Source organism: Aliivibrio logei, assembly GCF_001691055.1.
In the GTDB taxonomy this organism is placed as follows: Bacteria; Pseudomonadota; Gammaproteobacteria; order Enterobacterales; family Vibrionaceae; genus Aliivibrio; species Aliivibrio salmonicida.
On sequence record NZ_MAJU01000004.1, the window covers coordinates 417,287 to 435,900 of the forward strand.

The 18,614-nt window shown below is 39.3% G+C and carries 14 protein-coding genes; 7 read left to right on the forward strand and 7 right to left on the reverse strand.

The window, feature by feature from the left end:
* The first annotated feature begins 1,077 nt into the window (after nucleotides 1-1,077).
* Together A6E04_RS02110 and A6E04_RS02115 are read left to right on the forward strand one after the other, a co-directional pair.
* On the forward strand, nucleotides 1,078-2,340 hold the full coding sequence (locus A6E04_RS02110) for an alginate lyase family protein (RefSeq protein ID WP_065609662.1): 1,263 nt from the start codon (nucleotides 1,078-1,080) through the stop codon (nucleotides 2,338-2,340).
* A 42-nt stretch (nucleotides 2,341-2,382) separates the two neighbouring features.
* Complete coding sequence (locus tag A6E04_RS02115; protein WP_017021995.1) at nucleotides 2,383-3,060, forward strand: oligogalacturonate-specific porin KdgM family protein; 678 nt, start codon at nucleotides 2,383-2,385, stop codon at nucleotides 3,058-3,060.
* A gap of 67 nt (nucleotides 3,061-3,127) precedes the next feature.
* Here the strand turns inward: A6E04_RS02115 and A6E04_RS02120 are convergent, their stop codons facing one another.
* The 3 genes from A6E04_RS02120 to A6E04_RS02130 all read right to left on the reverse strand — a co-directional run bounded on the left by A6E04_RS02120 (nucleotide 3,128) and on the right by A6E04_RS02130 (nucleotide 6,545).
* Nucleotides 3,128-3,844 carry a 3'-5' exonuclease gene (locus A6E04_RS02120; protein WP_065609664.1) on the reverse strand — a complete coding sequence of 239 codons (717 nt, stop codon included), beginning with the start codon at nucleotides 3,842-3,844 and terminating at the stop codon, nucleotides 3,128-3,130.
* Nucleotides 3,844-5,709: a DUF294 nucleotidyltransferase-like domain-containing protein gene (locus A6E04_RS02125; protein WP_065609666.1), complete on the reverse strand. Its 1,866-nt coding sequence runs from the start codon at nucleotides 5,707-5,709 to the stop codon at nucleotides 3,844-3,846. Before A6E04_RS02125 ends, A6E04_RS02120 begins: the two co-directional genes overlap by 1 nt.
* Before the next feature lie 125 nt (nucleotides 5,710-5,834).
* A complete protein-coding gene (locus A6E04_RS02130) occupies nucleotides 5,835-6,545 on the reverse strand; it encodes a FadR/GntR family transcriptional regulator (RefSeq protein WP_017021998.1) in 711 nt (236 codons plus the stop codon).
* A 317-nt stretch (nucleotides 6,546-6,862) separates the two neighbouring features.
* Between A6E04_RS02130 and A6E04_RS02135 the strand changes: the two genes are divergently transcribed.
* Together A6E04_RS02135 and A6E04_RS02140 are read left to right on the forward strand one after the other, a co-directional pair.
* Nucleotides 6,863-7,585 carry a FadR/GntR family transcriptional regulator gene (locus tag A6E04_RS02135; RefSeq protein WP_065609668.1) on the forward strand — a complete coding sequence of 241 codons (723 nt, stop codon included), beginning with the start codon at nucleotides 6,863-6,865 and terminating at the stop codon, nucleotides 7,583-7,585.
* A gap of 123 nt (nucleotides 7,586-7,708) precedes the next feature.
* Nucleotides 7,709-8,998 (forward strand): MATE family efflux transporter, encoded by a 1,290-nt coding sequence (locus A6E04_RS02140; RefSeq protein ID WP_065609670.1) that lies wholly within the window; start codon nucleotides 7,709-7,711, stop codon nucleotides 8,996-8,998.
* Nucleotides 8,999-9,084: 86 nt separating this feature from the next.
* Here A6E04_RS02140 and A6E04_RS02145 read toward each other — a convergent pair whose 3' ends face one another.
* The 4 genes from A6E04_RS02145 to A6E04_RS02160 all read right to left on the reverse strand — a co-directional run bounded on the left by A6E04_RS02145 (nucleotide 9,085) and on the right by A6E04_RS02160 (nucleotide 16,247).
* Entirely contained in the window at nucleotides 9,085-10,119 is a 1,035-nt protein-coding gene (locus A6E04_RS02145) for a polysaccharide lyase family 7 protein (RefSeq protein WP_065609672.1), read from the reverse strand.
* A gap of 480 nt (nucleotides 10,120-10,599) precedes the next feature.
* A complete protein-coding gene (locus tag A6E04_RS02150; RefSeq protein ID WP_017019721.1) occupies nucleotides 10,600-11,481 on the reverse strand; it encodes an NAD(P)-dependent oxidoreductase in 882 nt (293 codons plus the stop codon).
* A 444-nt stretch (nucleotides 11,482-11,925) separates the two neighbouring features.
* Nucleotides 11,926-14,076 (reverse strand): heparinase II/III domain-containing protein, encoded by a 2,151-nt coding sequence (locus A6E04_RS02155; RefSeq protein WP_065609674.1) that lies wholly within the window; start codon nucleotides 14,074-14,076, stop codon nucleotides 11,926-11,928.
* 2 nt (nucleotides 14,077-14,078) lie between these two features.
* Entirely contained in the window at nucleotides 14,079-16,247 is a 2,169-nt protein-coding gene (locus tag A6E04_RS02160; RefSeq protein WP_065609676.1) for a heparinase II/III domain-containing protein, read from the reverse strand.
* A gap of 339 nt (nucleotides 16,248-16,586) precedes the next feature.
* Here A6E04_RS02160 and A6E04_RS02165 point away from each other — a divergent pair, with 339 nt between their 5' ends.
* The 3 genes from A6E04_RS02165 (at nucleotide 16,587) to A6E04_RS02175 (ending at nucleotide 18,595) form a co-directional block, all read left to right on the forward strand.
* Entirely contained in the window at nucleotides 16,587-16,922 is a 336-nt protein-coding gene (locus A6E04_RS02165) for a cupin domain-containing protein (protein ID WP_065609678.1), read from the forward strand.
* A gap of 34 nt (nucleotides 16,923-16,956) precedes the next feature.
* Nucleotides 16,957-17,895, forward strand: coding sequence for a 2-dehydro-3-deoxygluconokinase (gene kdgK / locus A6E04_RS02170; RefSeq protein ID WP_065609680.1), 939 nt, complete (start codon nucleotides 16,957-16,959; stop codon nucleotides 17,893-17,895).
* 76 nt (nucleotides 17,896-17,971) lie between these two features.
* Complete coding sequence (locus tag A6E04_RS02175) at nucleotides 17,972-18,595, forward strand: bifunctional 4-hydroxy-2-oxoglutarate aldolase/2-dehydro-3-deoxy-phosphogluconate aldolase (RefSeq protein WP_065609682.1); 624 nt, start codon at nucleotides 17,972-17,974, stop codon at nucleotides 18,593-18,595.
* Nucleotides 18,596-18,614: the final 19 nt, after the last annotated feature.

Below are 18,614 nucleotides of genomic sequence, written 5' to 3' on the forward strand. Positions count from 1 at the left end.
TTTATAATTATGTATTTTGTTACAAAACAGTATAATCAGGATAGATCATATTTGTAGTACAATACCTCAAAATAGTGATCGGTATTAATAAATTTGTAATTATATAATCGTACAAGTGATCGAGTTCATAAAATCACCACATTATTTTATTTCTTCTATCTTTCTCAAAAAACACCTAAAAAAACCCTAATTACACAAATAAATCCTTATAATCCATCGAACATAGCCAGCAGTTAATTGACCGTCCATTATAAATGTTGATATTATTCATATCTTACCTTAAGTTTAAACAGCTATTTTGTATGATTATTTATTATTAAAAATACGGTAGTTACCAAATTTCAGGCAAAAAAATACGCTCATACCGCCTGTTCAGCATGAGCGTAAAGGCAGTGCAAACAACTGCCGCCTTCTATCTTCTGGGAAGAGCATAGAAGGTATCATTAGAATTTTTAGATTTAAAAATTAAAATACGGGACTAAGTACTTTAATCATATTTTCTTTACTCGCTTCGTCTTAATTTATACGGTTACCTTTTACTTGATTCATCGCAACCCACAAATTATGTCTTCTTTATTTATCAAAAAATAAAAACATCATCTGAATTCTCGCACTATGCCCCTCTTCTTACTTATTTTTTTCATTTCAGATCATTCTTTCAATCGTTATACCGCTCTGTTTTATTTGCATCCACCGTCACTCTTGTGCCAGTACTATTTTAATAATAGACAGATCGTTAAATTTTTCACATTGAGTAATGACACCTATTCGGATAATAAAAATAACTAACAGTCATATCAACACCAGAGAAAACATACTAATGTATTACAAATAAAATAACAATGTGAGATTCCAATTTTATGTTACAGAGCACATTTTTGATCAATTCTACATAATCAAAACAGTTGAAATGTTAAATAAAAAACATAAATATCAATCAATTAACAAGTAAAGTTGATGTGAATCACTTTAGGGTACGTAAGGTTTATATCGACAAGTGGATCTAATTCACAGAACAACCAAATCAAAATCGCTACCATATTTGTATTATTTTAACTCAAAATAAAAGGCGATAACATGAAAGCCCCTAAACTCTTACCTCTTGCCGCTTGCATCGGCGCTATCACTTTTGGAGCACAGGCTTTTGCGACTAATTTTGTTTTTCTAGAAGAAGCAACATTAGAAGCAAACCGAGCTTTACTCCATTCTGGCAACGCATCAGACTCAATGAAAGACACCTATTCCAAGCTAATTGAAGAAGCTGAATTAGCAATGAAAGACGGACCTTTTACGGTAACGGCAAAAGGCATGACTCCACCAAGTGGCGATAAAAATGATTATTTAAGTATTAGTCCTTATTGGTGGCCAGATGAGAGTAAAACTGATGGGCTTCCATGGATACGTCATGACGGAAAAACAAACCCTGCCTCAAAAACTGATGAAACAGACTCAAAACGTATTGGACATTTCACTCGTTCGGTTCGAGCTCTCGCTATTGCGTATTATTTCAGTGAAGACGAGAAATATGCACAGCAAGGCATTGAATACGTAAGAACTTGGTTCATTGATGAAGATACAAAAATGAACCCAAATGTGAATTTCGCTCAAGGGGTACCAGGTCGAGCTGACGGTCGTCGCAGCGGTATTATTGATACCCGAACTCTGGCTGATCGTATGCTTGATTCTTTCGCAATGCTGTCTAAATCGCCAAGTTGGACAGATACAGACGAACAGAAAATAACGCAATGGTATACCGATTATTTGGATTGGATGATTGTTGACGACCTTTCAGGTGGACCGAAAGGTGAAGCTTACTCTGTCAATAACCACGGCACATGGTACGACTACCAAATGGCAGGGATCTCTTATTTCTTAGGTAACGATGCTCTTGCTAAACAAATGGTTCAGAAAGGCAAGATGCGCGTTGATACACAATTCGAAAAAGACGGTTCACAACCGCACGAAATAGAGCGAACACGAGCTTATCACTACCACTATTTTAGCTTAGATCCTCTTGTTGGGATGGCACAAATTGGCGACAAAGTTGGCGTTGATCTTTGGAACTACACCAATAAGAAAGGTGGTTCATTAACCACTGGTATTCAATTAATGGCCATTTATCAAGATTTGAATAAAACATGGCCCTATTCACAAAAAGACAAACGTCGCCGCATTGAACGCATGACCCCAATTTATCTAAAAGCAGGGGTTGCTATGGATAAACCAGAATGGATAAACCTTGCGACAGACACCGATTTTAGCCAATTCACGGTGAAGAAAAACTTAGCCGAAGTATGGGCGCAACGAGATATCGAACTCCTTTACCTAAAACAAAAATAACCTCTTAAACCAATAATAATTATTAAACTGTGGAAGAAAATAATGAATAAATACAGCAAAGTAACCCTAGCAATCGCATCAACTCTGTTTGTTGGCAGTTTATCCGCTGCCTCATTAGATGTTCGTCAAGAATACAAACATGACAGTGAAAGCTATGCAAGTCGTATAAAAATTGGTGGTTCTACTGGTAATCATTATTTTGGCCTCGAAGCAAAACAAAAAGGCCAACCCTTTTCTGAATGGGAATCTGCCGATAATGAATTTGAATACGGATATAAGTTTCAAGTAACTGATCATTGGTTAATTCAACCGAGTATGCCAATCACATTTAGCAGTGATAAAGTAACGTACAAACCTCAAGTTCGCGTTCAATACGCCTTTGATTCTGGTGTAAAAGCCAAACTTCGTTATCGTCATGAGTTCCGTGACTATACGGATGAGAGCGGTGAAAGCTCAGAGCAAAAAAGCAAAGTCACCGGTAACTTAGAGTATAACTACGAAAATCTGCAACTTGGGTTTGAAGCAAACTACGAGAAAGGCTTAGATGACCAAGTCTATTTCAATAATAAAGACATGAATTGGGATATGAACTTAAAGATCGGCTATAAAGAAGCCGATTGGGCATGGCGTCCATACGTTGAGTTTGGTAACGTGTCGGTATCTTCAACGTCTGATGACCGTCAGTTACGAAGCCGTGTAGGTGTGACTTACAGCTTCTAGTTTCAGCGTTCAATCTACATAAAAAACCAGCGATTATGCTGGTTTTTTATTGGGTGTAAAAATAAAATTACAGACTTAATTTATACATAACACCAATGGTGACATTAGCATTTCTCGTGACTCTTTTTTGTTGAGCCAACAATAACTCTGCGGTAGAGACCGCATCCGCTAAAGCATTGTGGGCGTTATATTCTGGTAATCCATATCGCTTACGAGTACCTGATAACGTTAAATCAATATCATCATGATGACTTATCGCATTTTCTAATTTCTTTTCAATGCACAAGGTATCTAACCAAAGTAAAGGTAGCTCTCGTAAACCATAACTGCGAGATAAGTAATGATTAATAAAATTACTTTCTACCACACAAGCATGAGCCACAATAACCTTGCCTTTAGCCGCTTCAAAAAATGTTAGCATCGCATCATGAATCGACACGCCCTGTTCAAGCATTTGCGGAGTGATATGGTTAATCACTGCCGTTTCAGGCTTAATCTGAGAATCATTCGTCAGATATAAGTGTTGAGCAGAGGCTAAATCAATCTTGCTGTTCACCACATCAACCCAGCCCATTGATAGAATTAAATCACCTTCGCTGTCTAATCCTGTGGTTTCTAAATCAAGTACAATGTAATCACTGTTTTTTGCTAAATCAGAAATATTAGGGCAAGGCTGCTCAATTAAATCATGCAGTACTTTAGGTAACTTAACCGTATTGATGTACTCTTTTCGTTTTCTTTTTATTCGCTCTAAAGGGTGTAAATACGTCAGTAATGCTTTCATTATCGACTCCCAAACCGTACTTTTGCGCCTTCTTGTAAATCTGCAATAATTCTAAATGCATCTTTTAAATGTTTTCTCTCAAAGCTGCCAAAGCTGTTTGGATCAATATTATTGTTCGGTTCTTCACCTCTTTTGAGCGCTTCTAATTGGTGACTAAAACGATAAGAAAGAATGAATTCATACGCCCCTAAAATATTTTTAAACGCATCATCACTCAGCATACCCTTCTCGTTCGCCGCTGCAAAACGTTCATCCGTAGCAGACAGATCACACTCCACCGCTAATCCGTAAATTCGAGCAAGATCAATGACCAAATTAATCGCGTATTTTTTTACGTTCAGCGTTTTCTTGTTCTCGCCTGATTTCTCTAACACCAAGCTATTGAAGATACCTAATGGCGGATTCGTATTAATGGCATCTCTGACTAAGGTACTCAAAAATTCACGATTATTACGGATGTTACGGTGCAGCTCATCCCTTAATATCGATTCAAATTCACTGTTGCCATAAACAGTGCGGATCTCTAAAAATACACTGATGTTCAACAATCGCTCGTATTCTGGATTCGCGACCCATTTTTTATAATAGTGTTTCCATACATTCAGTGGCTGACACCATTTTGGTGTAGCGGCCATGAATTTTCCCGGACACAATGGGTAATCACAACTGTCTAGCCCATTCGTCACAATCATCGCTAAATGCTTAAAGTAAATTCGGTCATTTTCTGTCGCATCATCGGCAAGCACAATCGCACTGTCTTGATCCGACAACATATGCACTTCATTTCGAGCGTGAGAACCTGCAACGATCCATGAAAAATCACACGGCGGAGGGCCTAATTTATCCATCGCTATTTGAATAATTCGACGAGTATATGCATCCATAATCATCGTCATTACTTTACCAATGATTTCTGGAGACACTTTACCTTCTACTAACGCTTCAAAAATCGCTTGGCGCTCAGGCGTAAAACTCGCCAATGATTTTATGCTGCCTGCGTATTTTATTTTTTCGATTAAGAAAATAGCCTGAACACGGTGATTTTGAACCAGATGAGAGGTGGTTAACAGCCCCACCACTTTATTGTCTTTTACTACGGGTAAGTTACGTATATTAAATTGCATCATTGCCGATGCCGCATGCAGAACCAAATCATCAGGCTTAATGGTTAATGGCGAATGCGTCATCACATCACGTATTGGACGATCGTACGCCACACCATGAGCTATCACTCTTTTGGTCATGTCTCTGTCCGTAATTAAGCCAATGATCTTGTCATCTTCATAAATAACGGCACACGGCGTTCGATGTACAATCCGCATTTCATGGGCAACTTGCTGAATACTTTGATCTGATGTAACGACCGCAACTCGACCACTCGCAATATCTTCCACCTTACGAATAAACAACCCTTTCTCTTTGTTTGACCAGACCACATCAAGTGCCGATTTCAGACGAACTTGCGCTTGGGACGCAAAATGCTCGGCACAAGCAGGGTAAGTTTTAAACAACACTTGCAGTGCTGAATGAGGAATAATGTACAACAGCGTATTATCTATTGCAGTGGCTTTATACCCTTGCTCGTTATCCATATCAGAATTAAGGAAAGTAAAACCAAACAAATCTTCCGATCCTAATCTGGCTCGTAAAACTCCATCCGATTTTCTCTGCTCCATAGAACCGGTTCGAATGATATAAAGCGATTTTTCTTTCCCAATTTCACACATCTCAACCACTTCCCCCTTACTTAAGTAAGTGATTTGAATATGTGACGCCAATTCTCGCAATGCGTCTTTTGGAATTTTGTCAAAAGGGTCTATTTGACCAATAAATTGGATGATATTTGGCAAAAGGGATTGGGGCATACTAATACTCTCCATAGCTTAATTAGTATTATTATATAACTTATAATCGGCAACACAATTTATTCAGACATAAAAAAAGCACACCTAAGTATGCTTTTTAAGAAATAATGGTCTATTTATGTCTTTTATGCCAAACGGTGCTTAGATTCTTGCAAATGATTCGCTGATGCTTGACGGGCTTTATCGCTGTTTCCTGCCATGATTGCTTCATAAATCTGGCGATGTTCATTAATACACGTGCTGCCTTCTTCCGAAGAATGAACAATAAAGTTAACAAACATTGTTGTTAAAATATTACCGAAAGGCAAATAGAAATCATTGCCGGTCGCGTTAAAAATTAGACTATGGAATCGAGTATCTATTGTCGTCCAATCTTCTTGAACAAATTCGTCGGCTTCTGATACTTCGACCATTCTTTGAAACGTTTCAGACAACTCAATGCGTTGTTCTGCCGTTGCAAATTTCGCGGCTAGTGCACATGCTTCTGGCTCAATCGCTCGTCGTAGACCTAAGAATTGAGAACAAAATTGATCAACATCTGTTAATCCATCCATCCACTCAATCAATTGTGGATCAAGAAAGTTCCAATAAGCACGGTCTACAACTCGAGTTCCAATTTTAGGACGAGATTCTAACAACCCTTTTGATGTAAGAAGTTTTACTGCTTCTCTTAATGCCGTACGACTGACACCAAATTGTTCACATAACGCCATTTCACCCGGGATAATTGAACCTTGTGGTAACTGACCAGATAAAATACCACGCGCGATTTCACGGGCAACTTGTACGTGTAGACTGCGTTTTGAGCCTGAGATTACATTAAAAGGACCTGACATATTTTCACTTCAATTCATTAATATGTATTATTTAACAGCACTATAGCACTGAATTTATAATGCGCCAAATAAGAGCAATGATAACGTGAACTCCCTTATACTCTGGGCTTTGACGTATTCACGGTATTTATTTATTAATACAAATAATCGAAAATCTAATCCTATTTTCATGCGTAAAATCACAGAATGAACCTTAACCTACCCATTTATCACTATTGTCATCCATTTTTAGTTTTATCTTCTTTGAATACATCAAGTGTTATTGTATTATTAATTAATCTTTCTTATTCTTAATATTTCAACCTTAGGTGATTCCCATGTCAATATTTTCACTAGTGGCAGATTCAAGCCGCTGCATTCATGTTCAGGTTGCTAGACAACTTGCTCGTAAAATATTGTCTGGCGAAATCAAGGAAAATGAAAAATTACCCAGTGAAATGGAACTATGCAAAGTCTTTGGCGTGAGCCGAACTGCACTTCGTGAATCAACAAAGTTACTTTCCGCTAAAGGGTTAATCGAATCGAAACCTAAAGTGGGAACTCGAATTAAACCACGCTCACAGTGGCACTTCTTAGATCCACAACTACTCGATTGGATACAAGACTTAGAAGATACAAAACCGTTTTTATCACAATTTCTCGGGCTACGTAAAGCCATTGAACCTGAAGCATGTGCATTAGCCGCAACTAACGCCACCGTTGAACAACGTAAAACACTTTCCGTCTTGTTTCAAAAGATGTCACTCGCTGCCAACAGCTTCGATTACGATGATTGGACTATCAACGATCATCTGTTTCATCAAACTGTCTTTCTCTCAACGGGGAATCAATTTTATGTCCCGTTTGGGAATATTTTATCTACTATTTTCAAACAATTTATCGATCACTCAGCTGAAGGCGGCCGCTTCTGTTTAGAAGAGCACAAAGCGATTTACGACGCCATAATGTCTGGCAACGCCAATCAAGCGCGAATTTCTTCACGTATATTATTAGATGATGAAAACCAAAAACTAGCTCAACCAGAGTTAGCCATCGCTTAGATCTCTACTCCCCTTATGGTTGGGGCTTAACACTGATTATTAGAAGGTATTATTGTGTCGTCCCAATCGTATGCTAGGAAAAACTTTTCACTCGCATGGCCCTTAGCCCTCAATGCTTTATTAATGCAATCCATGCTGATGATCGACACGCTATTAGTGTCTCCTTTGGGGGAAATCCCTCTTGCTGCAATGGGGATTGCCACTACCATTATCGCGTTCATCCTTGGTATTCAGATGGCCTTAGCAAACGGGACGCAATTGGTACTAAGTCGAGCGGTTGGGTCGGGAATGACAACGTCACTCTCTAAAGCGTTTTGGGCTGGTTTAGCTATAAATACAACGGTTGCGTTATTGTTTTTACTCTTACTCGTTTACTTTGAACAGCCTCTAATTCAAGCTCTAACTAAAAACGAATCGCTTCATGTACAGATCAGCAGCTATCTTAATATTTCAAAATATCTCGTTATCTTTACGGCGCTCACCCAAGTCATTATTGCTTTATTTAATGGATTAGGAAGAACTCACGTTCCTTTTAAGGGCTACTTAATTGAACTGCCGATTAATGCAATTTTATCTTATGCGTTAATTCACGGCTTTTCATCATTTGAAGGCATAGGGGTTGAAGGTGCAGCATTAGGCAGTATCGTTGCGATCTCAATTCGACTTCTTTATCTCGTACTGTGCGTACATTATGACTCTAATATTTCAATAAAACTCAATACAACAACAAGAACCTTCATTACCAACACACGAAAACACTTTCTCGAGATTTTTCCTGTGGCTGCAAACGTAACAATGCTATCGATAGGCGCGACGATTTATCAACTTCTCTACTCTCAACTCAATATCAATGCCTATGTAGCGATTACGTTGGTTATGCCGTGGATACGTGCCGGTACCCAGTTTATCACCGCATGGGCTCATTCGTCCGCTATTACGATTAGCCAGGCTATTGGATCAAAAAAGATGGATGATCTGACTAAAAACGTAAATACCAGTATTGATGTCGCGGTCGGAATTTCATTCATATGTGCTTTATTTTTTGCCGGACTCAGTCTAGTCATTAATGACATTTATCCTGATTTAGATGCCTCGACTTATCAAGCACTTGTCGTTATCGCCCCTCTTTATATTTTCTTACCCATAGCACGTGGCTACAACACCGTTCATGGGCATATATTAAGAGCATTAGGAAAGACAACCGATGTATTTAAAATCAACTTCACAGGGCAATGGATTCTCTCGATTCCATTATGTACGCTGATTATTGTCGGCTTAGATGGTTCTATATTTTGGGCGTTCGCCGTACAACCTTTTGAAGAAATCGTTAAGGCCTACCCATTTAGGCACCTTGCTAGAAAGTCATTAAAAGAATTTGATTTGCAAAAAGCCAGTAAGCTCATGTACGACTAATCACTCTTTATTTACTCTGTCTCTCTAACATAAAAAGACCGCTGATTACTTAGCGGTCTTCTTCATTAGTCTAGTTTTTCTTTAACTTACTTATTCAACTCAAGTTGACTAAACGTAACGCTACTGTAGTTGCCCGCTTTTTTGTCGGTTGCAAAATCACCAGTTCCGGCACAGCCTGTACCCCAAACTGCATGAGATTCACTCACACTACATTGACCATAAGCGCCTGCTTTAAAGTAGAAATCATCTTCTGCGTAACCTGTCGGTGAATCTAGCTTATCGATACCTTTACTAAGATCAATTTCATAAGTGACCTTATCATGGCGTGCGGTTTCAAAAGTCAGGTACATCATGGTCTCTTTTACTTCAACGCGGTAGCTGAACTCTTCACCTAGTGCAATGCCTGCTTTACCCGGCTCTGCTGAGTTATCCCAAGTGTTCCCCCAAACAGGGTAAGCGATATCTGCACGATTAGGATCATTCTTCTCTAAATTACGTTCATAGTTCCAAAACACCGAGCCCATTTCTTGTCCTGGGAACTTCTTATAGAAAATTTTCAATGGCTCGTTACCGTAACCATAGCCAGTACCTGCTTTAATAAGCTCATCGTGTTTCTTCGCGTGGATCTGACCAACAACAACGGAATATGCAGGGTATTTATCAGGAAACTTAGCGTTGACCGGAACATGGTTTACTTTTAACGTTGCCTCTAACGTACCGCCAATTGCACTGTATGCGCTCGCGCTAGGATGACTTGATAGCGCCCATTGGTTTTCCTTATCGGCAGTATCAATCGAGAAATCAGCACCGCGTGGCATCTCACGAAGCTCTGATCGTGCATTTTTTGAGTTTTTGGTTGTGATCGCTTGGTTTTGAACCTCAAATACAAGATTGCCTTCTTTATCTAAATGGAAGAAATCCTTATGTGAGTAGCTCATCATCGCTACTCCTTCTATTTCATCAACTCTTCCATCTTCATTAATGTCTGATGGAATGGTTATCTTCCAATTACGCATATCAAAATTATCAGCGGGAACTGGTTCTACAACACCATTATTCGCAAAAGTGACCATTGGCACAACAGCCAATAATGCGGCGGTTAGCCTATTTTTCTTTAACATTATTCAATCCTTTATTGGTAATGAGTACTGAGTTATACCTCAGTGAAAAGAGTATTATTTAACGTCTTTATTTGTATTATTTTATCACATATATAAAGATAGAAATTAAGGGGGTGTAGATGTGAGAAGTTAATCATGATTGATCTTAAAAATAGGGATAAAACTTAGATATTGATAACATTTACAATTATAAATAAGAAAACTGCCGTTTTTTAACATCAATATCTTAGATATACCGAATATTAAAAAAATAATATTAATCATATATTTAATTGAAAATAACTACGATAAATCAATATAATGACAAAGATAAAGTTTGAAGAGTAAGCGATAAGATAATGAGGTGCTATCGAGGTTAATTAACGAGCCTAACGCGAAGAATAGATTTATGAAAAAAATGAGAAAGCAGATAAAAAATTAGCCCTACTAAAGCACTCTAAGACTTGGTTGCCCTGAATACGCTAGTAAGGCTATGTGTGATTACTTCTCTAGTTTAGTGAAGTAGTCAAAGATAACTGGTACATCGTTTTGACCTAAGCCAGCATCAACAGCGGCTTGTAGGTTTGCAGCTGTACCTTGAGCGATTAGAGACTCAGTACCTAACTCTTCACAAAGCGCAAGGAAATAACCAAGATCTTTATTTGCGTTTGCAACAGAGAAGCCTAACTTCTCTTCGCCATCTACTGCGTAGAACTTACAGAACTGCATAAACGGAGAGTTAGATGGACCTGCTGACATGATATCAAACAGTTGTTGACCATCAACACCAGCAAGCTTAGCAACAGCAAACGCTTGAGACATCGTTGCAACGGTAGTCATGCCCATGAAGTTGTTCACAAGCTTAGTCACGTGACCTGAACCTAAAGCACCTAGGTGGAATACGTTTTCGCCTTGCTCTTCAAGGAGTGGTTTAACTTTATTGAACGTATCCATATCACCAGCTGCCATGATGTTCAAAAGACCATCTTTAGCGTGTGCAGGTGTACGACCTAAAGGAGCATCGATCATGCCTGCGCCTTTTTCTGCAAGTGCTGCACCGATTTTTTTAGTTGAAGCTGGAATAGAAGTACCGAAGTCAATTAATACTGAACCTTCTTTGATACCAGCAAGAACACCATCTTCACCATAAACAATTTTTTCAACAACAGCTGAAGTAGTAAGACAAAACTCAACGATGTCACTTGCTGCTGCTAATTCTTTTGCAGAAGTAAACGCTGTAGCATTACCACGAGCTGTAACGCGTGCCATCGCTTCTTCGCTAAGATCCATTACGTTTACGTGGTAGCCGCGTGTTTGTAGGTTTTCTACCATGTTGCCGCCCATAAGACCTAGGCCGATGAAACCAATTACAGGTTTAGTCATGTTGAACTCCAAATATGTTATTGTATGATTATATGCTCATTATAATAACGGGGCATTTCGTTTTTATCAATAGTTTTTAAACGATCATTGAACTGTTAATGGTGAAGTGTGATGTAGCCCTATAATTTATCACTCGCACCAATAAAGCCAAGGCATTCACAACCCAAAAAGTGCCTATTTATAAGGTGTTAAACCTATTAAATAGTTACAATGTACATATATAAATTTTATCTCTATCGTTCATTTTTTTCAGTAAATCAATCTAATTACGAAAGTAATAACAAACTCATTAGTAACCATAACAACAAAAAACACGCACAATTGTATTACTTATTAACGTAGGAATATGAAAATTGTGTCATCCATAAAAAAACCGGATACTCTATGCAAAAGTATCCGGTTTGGTCTTATTTCCCAATCGGTAAATTAAATCATTCGTTTAGATTAAAGCTGTGCGAACGATCCAGTCCATGTGTATGTATTTCCACTAAATTCAACCGTATGCAGCGCTTTCTGTGCATCTTCAGCTTGGTTTGAAATACCGTAATGGTAAGTATTGCCAGACGTTGTTTCAATGCGAACAACAGTCCCAATACTGTTATGGCCCACCACTGAAACCGCTTTTACCAACCCACGAGCACCAACAGACGCTTCAATCGATTCGTTAAAATAACCGTGTGTTTCTAATACTGATGCAAACACATGGTTTTGACCTGATTGGCGTAAAATCAGTGCAGGTTCACTCTTCAGGTTAAAGTCTGGATCATTTGCGCCAGTGCGAGCAAAAATCACCTCGCTCCCCTCTACCGCACTTGTTACTAAGCTGTAGTAGCTGCTGTCGTGTAACCAACTCACTAATGAACTGCCTTCAACTTTACCTGAACCGATATTCCATAGATGCTGATAACCGTTATCTTCACCTAAAGGTTTCAATGTACTTTCAACTTGGTAATCGAAATCGGTACGGATGATTTGGCCTGAATGGTGAACTGGCAAATCATATTCATGCTCAGCATCTGCTTCAATGCGGTACACATCAATCACCAATGGCTTTTCAAACTCAGGGAGATCCGCAAGGATGATACTGCGCTGCATATCTACGCCAGTATAGTAATCAGAAATCGTGCCGCTCATGCCTTGCAGCGATTGGTCATCTGCAACAAAGAAGTGTTTCTGACCAAACTTAGATTCTGCCAATGCCGTATCAAAGTTATTCTGTGTTTTCTGATCCACTGTTACGGTGTTGTGAGCAACTGTCTGCTTACAATACGTTTTGTTTTCTGGAATATAACGGCCACCAAATTTAGGCTCTACGTTTACCCAACGACCAAAGCCGTAATCGTGCAAGACTTCATGACCACGGTTAAACACACTTAGGTGTAAACCATCGTAGTGACCGTGATCTAATGCTGAATGGTATTGATGATCAGAACCGTGCTGACCAAACCAAATTAACGCCATGGTGTCGTCGTCTTTTTCATCACGGTGACGAAGAATGCTTACGCCGCCTTTTTCGCCTTCTGGGCCATCAGTAACAAATAAACTGCCCCAGTTAAATGGTTTGATTTCATCAGCTTGTTCAACCGCATTTGATAATGTTTGACCTGAACTATGAACCCAAACATCTTGTTGGTGATCAGCCATACCAAGTAACGTTTCTGTTTGCTCATAACGGTGATAACACACTGACGTTGCCATGATTACCCCTTCATCGTTGATAGAAATCGTTTTCGATGAATCGTTCAATGCCGGTAATGTACCGTCGGGAAATGCCGTTTTAAAGACAGAGTAAGATGTCGTTTTAATCACTGAATCATTAAATTCATAAATACCAATTTCAGGCTGACGACGTTCAATCGCTTCAGCAAACAAGTAAATTGGACGCAATGAGAAACGGTGATAATAAGGACCTTCCATGTAGTAGCCATCTGGCGAAAACAGTTGATCAAGTTGTGCTAAGAAGCCACCACTCACTTTATCCATTTTCAAACCATATAACGCTTTATCTACGGATGCTTGGTCATTGATTGCGTAACCACAAATACCAACCGCAGCAACGGCCCATAGACCGTGGTTGTGTACGATATCGAAATCGTGCGCGTAAGTTACGACGAACATTTCAATCATTTGCTTTAGAAGATCATCTTCGATTAAACGTTTTTGTTCTTCTGAAATCGTGTGGTAAATACAGCTGTACGCACAAGAGGCATAAAGCATCCACATATTTTCATTCAATGTCTGGTGAAACAGTTTACCCGGAGGATTAGAATCAAGGCTAACATTGCTTTCAAGCGTTGGGTACACCGTTGCATACGCCGTTAGCATATCAACAATGTAATCACGATATTTATTTTCTTCTGTAATCAAAAACAGACGGCCAGCAAGATCCATATGGATGTAGTTTTGCTTATGACGGTTATGTTCGTAACCGCCACCTTCGCCGTGACCCGGAACTTCAATACCGACTTCTGCCATGTAAGCATCTGTTTGTTTCATATCACGAGTAAGGGCTTTTCCTAACAGGCTATCCTTGCCAAGTTCTTTACGAAGCTCAGCGGCTTCTTCAAAATTCAGTAAAAGTGGTTGATAGCTCATTATTATTTCTCCTGCTTAATCGTATTTTTTTCTAATGAAGACGTTTCTAGCGAATAGAAGCCTGTCCAACTGTATGATTTACCATTTAATTCTACGGTGTGCGCGGTATTCTCTGTTGCACCAAACTGATTACTTATCATCACGGTTACATTAGAGTGTTCTGTCTGAATTTCAACAACCGACCCTACTACTGTGTGACCGATAACCTGAATATTTTTTACCACGCCGCGAGCGTTAACAGATTGCTCAAATTCTTCGTTGAAATAACCGTGTGTTTCTAGCACTGATGCAAATAACGTTGATGGTCCTTTGCTACGAAGAATAAACGCGGGTTCACTACGCAAATTGAAGCTTGGATCATTCGCACCAGTACGAGTGAAAATTACTTCATTGTTAGTGTTAGTGCTTGTGCCTAACCATGTGTAATAAGTATTATTTTGTAGCCAACTCACCAGTGCCGTATCGCTTACTGCACCGCTTGCCACATTCCACAAGTGTTGGTAACCAAAATCACTGCCTAACGTATTCAGCTCTTTGTTCGCTTGGTACTCAAAGTTAGTACGTACTATCTGACCTTCATATTGGTGAGAGTAATCGTATTGATGCTCTCCTTCACCGACTACACGATAAAGATCAAGCAACAATGGGGATTCAAGTTCATCAAGCTTCAGCATAAAGACGCTGCGTTGCATATCAAGACCATCGTAGTGATCACTCGCAAATGCGCTCATACCATTAATGCTTGGATCTTCTACTTTAAAGAAGTGAGGTAAGCCATGCACTTTATCTGCACGTTCAACATCAAAGTTATTCTGACATGTCTCATCAATCGTGACTGCATTATGAGCAATGGTTTGACGAGCATACGATTTGTTTTCATCAAGGTAACGACCACCAAATTTTGGTTCAACGTTTACCCAACGACAGAAACCATATTCGCGCAACACTTCGTGACCGCGATTAAAGAAGGTAATACCCAACGTATCAAAATTACCATGCCCCATACCGTGCTGGCCGTAGTTCATAACAAGTTGAGAGACATCGCCTTTTTTATCCTGCATACGGATAAAGCCTTGTGCGCCAAAGTGGCCATCTGGACCTTCATTTAGCTCAACACTCGGCCAAAAAGGCATATTGATTTCATGCTTTTCTGATGCTTCTTCGTATGCTTTTGATAATTCTAAACCACAAGAATGCATCCAAACACGGTCTTGTATTTTCGCCATGCCTAAGATGTTGTCATCAAGTTCGTAGTGTTTACTGTAAACACTCACTGCAACCTGAACCCCCATATCCGTAATGCCCATAGTACGAGATGAGTCATTTAATGCAGGAAATTCACCATTTGGGTATGCGGTTGAAAGCATGGCTTGTACTGTGTTACCAATCACTTGCCCTTTGAAGTTATAAATATCCACTTCTGGCATGTGGCGGTGAATAACTTCAGCAAACACACACGTTGGACGAATCGCGTAACGGTGATAATAAGGCCCTTCCATGTAATAACCAGAAGGTGCAAACAATTCAGAGATTTGAGCTAAGAAACCGCCAGTTTCATTACGATCAATACCATAAACAGACATCTCTAAATAGTCACGTTTACCAATAGCTAAACCACAGATACCGACAGCAGCCACAGCCCAAATACCGTGGTTGTGAATACGGTCAAAGTCGTGTGCATATTTAACGGTAAACATATCAAGCATTGGCTCAAAGATACGCTCAACAACCGTGCTTCGCTCTTCTTCTGTCATCGTTGATGCAACACAAGAATAAGCAAGACTCGTAAATAGTAACCAACAATGTTCATTTAAGATCTGGTGAAACAAACGACCTGTTGGGTTTGTGTTTTTTTGTACATGGAAGTCAAATGTTAGATATTTATCCGCGTAGATTGCGAGTAACTCTTTCACAAAGTTCGCGTATTTCTCTTCTTTAGTAACCAGAAATAAGCGACCAGCAAGATTCATGTACGTGTAGTTTTGTTTGTGGCGATTATGTTCATAACCACCCGCTTCTCCGTGACCAGGAACATCTAACGGAAGCTGCATAAATGCATCGACGTCTTTTTTATGTGCTTCAATGGTTTTACCCATTAAAGTAGAACGCCCAACCTCTAGGTGAAGTTGTTCTATTTCAGCATCCGTAAGTAAAATTGGTTGTGTCGTCATATTCTTTTTCACCCTCAATCTCAATAAAGAGTATCTAATCTCTAAACGCTAACTAAATTATCAAACTGCATATAAAGTAATACAATATTAGCTTTAGTAACACCCTAGTGTTATCAAACAATGATGACAATCACACAAAACAACTCAACTCATTGATTTTAAATAATATAGATTTTGTAACAGGTCGTTAAACATTCGATAAAGTAGAGACGAAAGAAATTGTTATTTGATTAACATCACACAAAATAAACTATATTGTATTACAAATTAAAATATTAGCTTATAGTTATTCCCATCGAAACATTAAATTTAGTTGATACCTTTATTAGGAGAAGCATTATGAATAATTTTTTTAAATTACAAGAAAACCCTTGGGAAGAACTAGGTGGCGGCATCAAGCGTAAAATCGTTGGTTACACAGATGAACTAATGGCTGTCCACCTATGTTTTGACAAAGGCGCAATTGGTGCTCCTCACTCTCACGAGATTCATGACCAAATTGGTTATGTTGTTAGTGGTAGTTTTGAAGCCGAAGTCGATGGTGTAAAACAAGTATTAACCGCTGGCGATGCTTATATTGCTCCTAAACATTTTATTCACGGAGCCGTCGCTCTTGAGCAAGACAGTATTTTACTTGATATGTTTTCACCTGCACGACAAGATTTCTTAAAATAATAATTAGCGCAACCTCAGTTGCTAAGGTAAGCATATGAAATCAGTAAACATCGCGGTCATTGGCGAGTGCATGGTTGAGCTACAGAAAAAAGAAAGTGAGCTTAAACAAACATTCGGTGGCGACACATTAAATACCGCGCTTTATTTATCGCGTTTAACGCAAGAGAAAGGCATTAACGTCAGCTATGTTACGGCGTTAGGTAATGATCCTTTTAGTATTGATATGTTAGAAAAGTGGCAAGCAGAAGGCATCAATACCGATCTTGTTACTCAATTTGATGATAAACAACCTGGCTTGTACTACATTGAAACCGATGATATCGGTGAGCGCAGCTTCTATTATTGGCGTAGCGATGCCGCAGCAAAATATCTGTTCGACCAAGAAAATACAGCACCGATTTTAGATCGCCTGTTTTCTTTTGATGCAATTTATCTCAGTGGGATCTCTATTGCTATCCTCACTGATAACGGTCGTCACGTATTATTGTCATTTTTAGAGCAATACAAAGTCCAAGGTGGAAAAATTCTTTTTGATAATAATTACCGCCCTAAACTTTGGAATCAGCAATCTGAAGCCGTATCATGGTACTTAAAAATATTAGCTCTTGCTGATACTGCGTTACTCACTTTTGAAGATGAACAAGCCCTTTACGGTGACGAACACCTTGAACAATGTATCGAGAGAACCTCAAAAGCAGGCGTTAGTGAACTCATTATTAAACGAGGCAGTAAAGATTGTTTGGTCGTACAAAACAATCAAGCAAACTATGTCGCTCCTTACCCCGTAGAAAAAGATAAAATTATCGATACAACAGCCGCGGGGGATTCATTCAGTGCAGGCTTTTTAGCAAAACGTTTCTGTGGTGGCAATGCACTTGAAGCAGCCTATGCCGGGCACGTGGTCGCAGGCACGGTGATCCAGTATAAAGGCGCGATCATTCCAAGTAATGCCATGCCTGATTTATCTTTATAATTTTTAATACATTACCTAAATAATTAGTCAAATTTAGGTGCGTGTCTTTAATCAAATTCAACATGAGAGTGTAATCATGACAACCTTAAATGAACAACTAGCAAGTCTTAAAGTTATTCCTGTAATTGCAATCAATAAAGCAGAAGACGCGATCCCGCTTGGCCGTGCTTTGGTTGAAAATGGCATGCCATGTGCAGAAATCACATTCAGAACACCGTGTGCAGCAGAAGCCATTCGTGCTATGCGTGATGAGTTCCCTGAAATGCTGATTGGTGCGGGTACGATCTTAACCAATGAACAAGTTGACCAAGCAATTGAAGCTGGTGTTGATTTTATCGTGAGCCCAGGTTTTAACCCACGCACAGTCCAGTATTGTTTAGATAAAAAGATGCCAATCGTACCTGGTGTAAATAACCCAAGCTTGGTTGAACAAGCAATGGACATGGGTTTACGTACACTTAAATTCTTCCCTGCCGAAGCATCGGGTGGTGTGGCTATGCTTAAAGCATTAACCGCCGTTTACCCTGTGCAATTTATGCCTACTGGTGGTGTTAGCTTAAACAACATAGATGATTACCTTTCTATTCCTGCCGTACTTGCGTGTGGCGGAACTTGGATGGTACCAACCAACCTTATTGATGAAGGGAAGTGGGAGGAACTTGGTACTTTAGTTCGTGATGCCGTAAAACGCGTCAGTTAATAAATGCTTACTCTTTATC

What these genes read in the sequence shown, in the direction of transcription:
- A6E04_RS02110 (WP_065609662.1), top strand. Translation starts at nt 1,078, where the DNA reads ATGAAAGCCCCTAAACTCTTACCTCTTGCCGCTTGCATCGGCGCTATC.
- A6E04_RS02115 (WP_017021995.1), top strand. Translation starts at nt 2,383, where the DNA reads ATGAATAAATACAGCAAAGTAACCCTAGCAATCGCATCAACTCTGTTT.
- A6E04_RS02120 (WP_065609664.1), bottom strand. Translation starts at nt 3,844, where the DNA reads ATGAAAGCATTACTGACGTATTTACACCCTTTAGAGCGAATAAAAAGA.
- A6E04_RS02125 (WP_065609666.1), bottom strand. Translation starts at nt 5,709, where the DNA reads ATGCCCCAATCCCTTTTGCCAAATATCATCCAATTTATTGGTCAAATA.
- A6E04_RS02130 (WP_017021998.1), bottom strand. Translation starts at nt 6,545, where the DNA reads ATGTCAGGTCCTTTTAATGTAATCTCAGGCTCAAAACGCAGTCTACAC.
- A6E04_RS02135 (WP_065609668.1), top strand. Translation starts at nt 6,863, where the DNA reads ATGTCAATATTTTCACTAGTGGCAGATTCAAGCCGCTGCATTCATGTT.
- A6E04_RS02140 (WP_065609670.1), top strand. Translation starts at nt 7,709, where the DNA reads ATGCAATCCATGCTGATGATCGACACGCTATTAGTGTCTCCTTTGGGG.
- A6E04_RS02145 (WP_065609672.1), bottom strand. Translation starts at nt 10,119, where the DNA reads ATGTTAAAGAAAAATAGGCTAACCGCCGCATTATTGGCTGTTGTGCCA.
- A6E04_RS02150 (WP_017019721.1), bottom strand. Translation starts at nt 11,481, where the DNA reads ATGACTAAACCTGTAATTGGTTTCATCGGCCTAGGTCTTATGGGCGGC.
- A6E04_RS02155 (WP_065609674.1), bottom strand. Translation starts at nt 14,076, where the DNA reads ATGAGCTATCAACCACTTTTACTGAATTTTGAAGAAGCCGCTGAGCTT.
- A6E04_RS02160 (WP_065609676.1), bottom strand. Translation starts at nt 16,247, where the DNA reads ATGACGACACAACCAATTTTACTTACGGATGCTGAAATAGAACAACTT.
- A6E04_RS02165 (WP_065609678.1), top strand. Translation starts at nt 16,587, where the DNA reads ATGAATAATTTTTTTAAATTACAAGAAAACCCTTGGGAAGAACTAGGT.
- kdgK (WP_065609680.1), top strand. Translation starts at nt 16,957, where the DNA reads ATGAAATCAGTAAACATCGCGGTCATTGGCGAGTGCATGGTTGAGCTA.
- A6E04_RS02175 (WP_065609682.1), top strand. Translation starts at nt 17,972, where the DNA reads ATGACAACCTTAAATGAACAACTAGCAAGTCTTAAAGTTATTCCTGTA.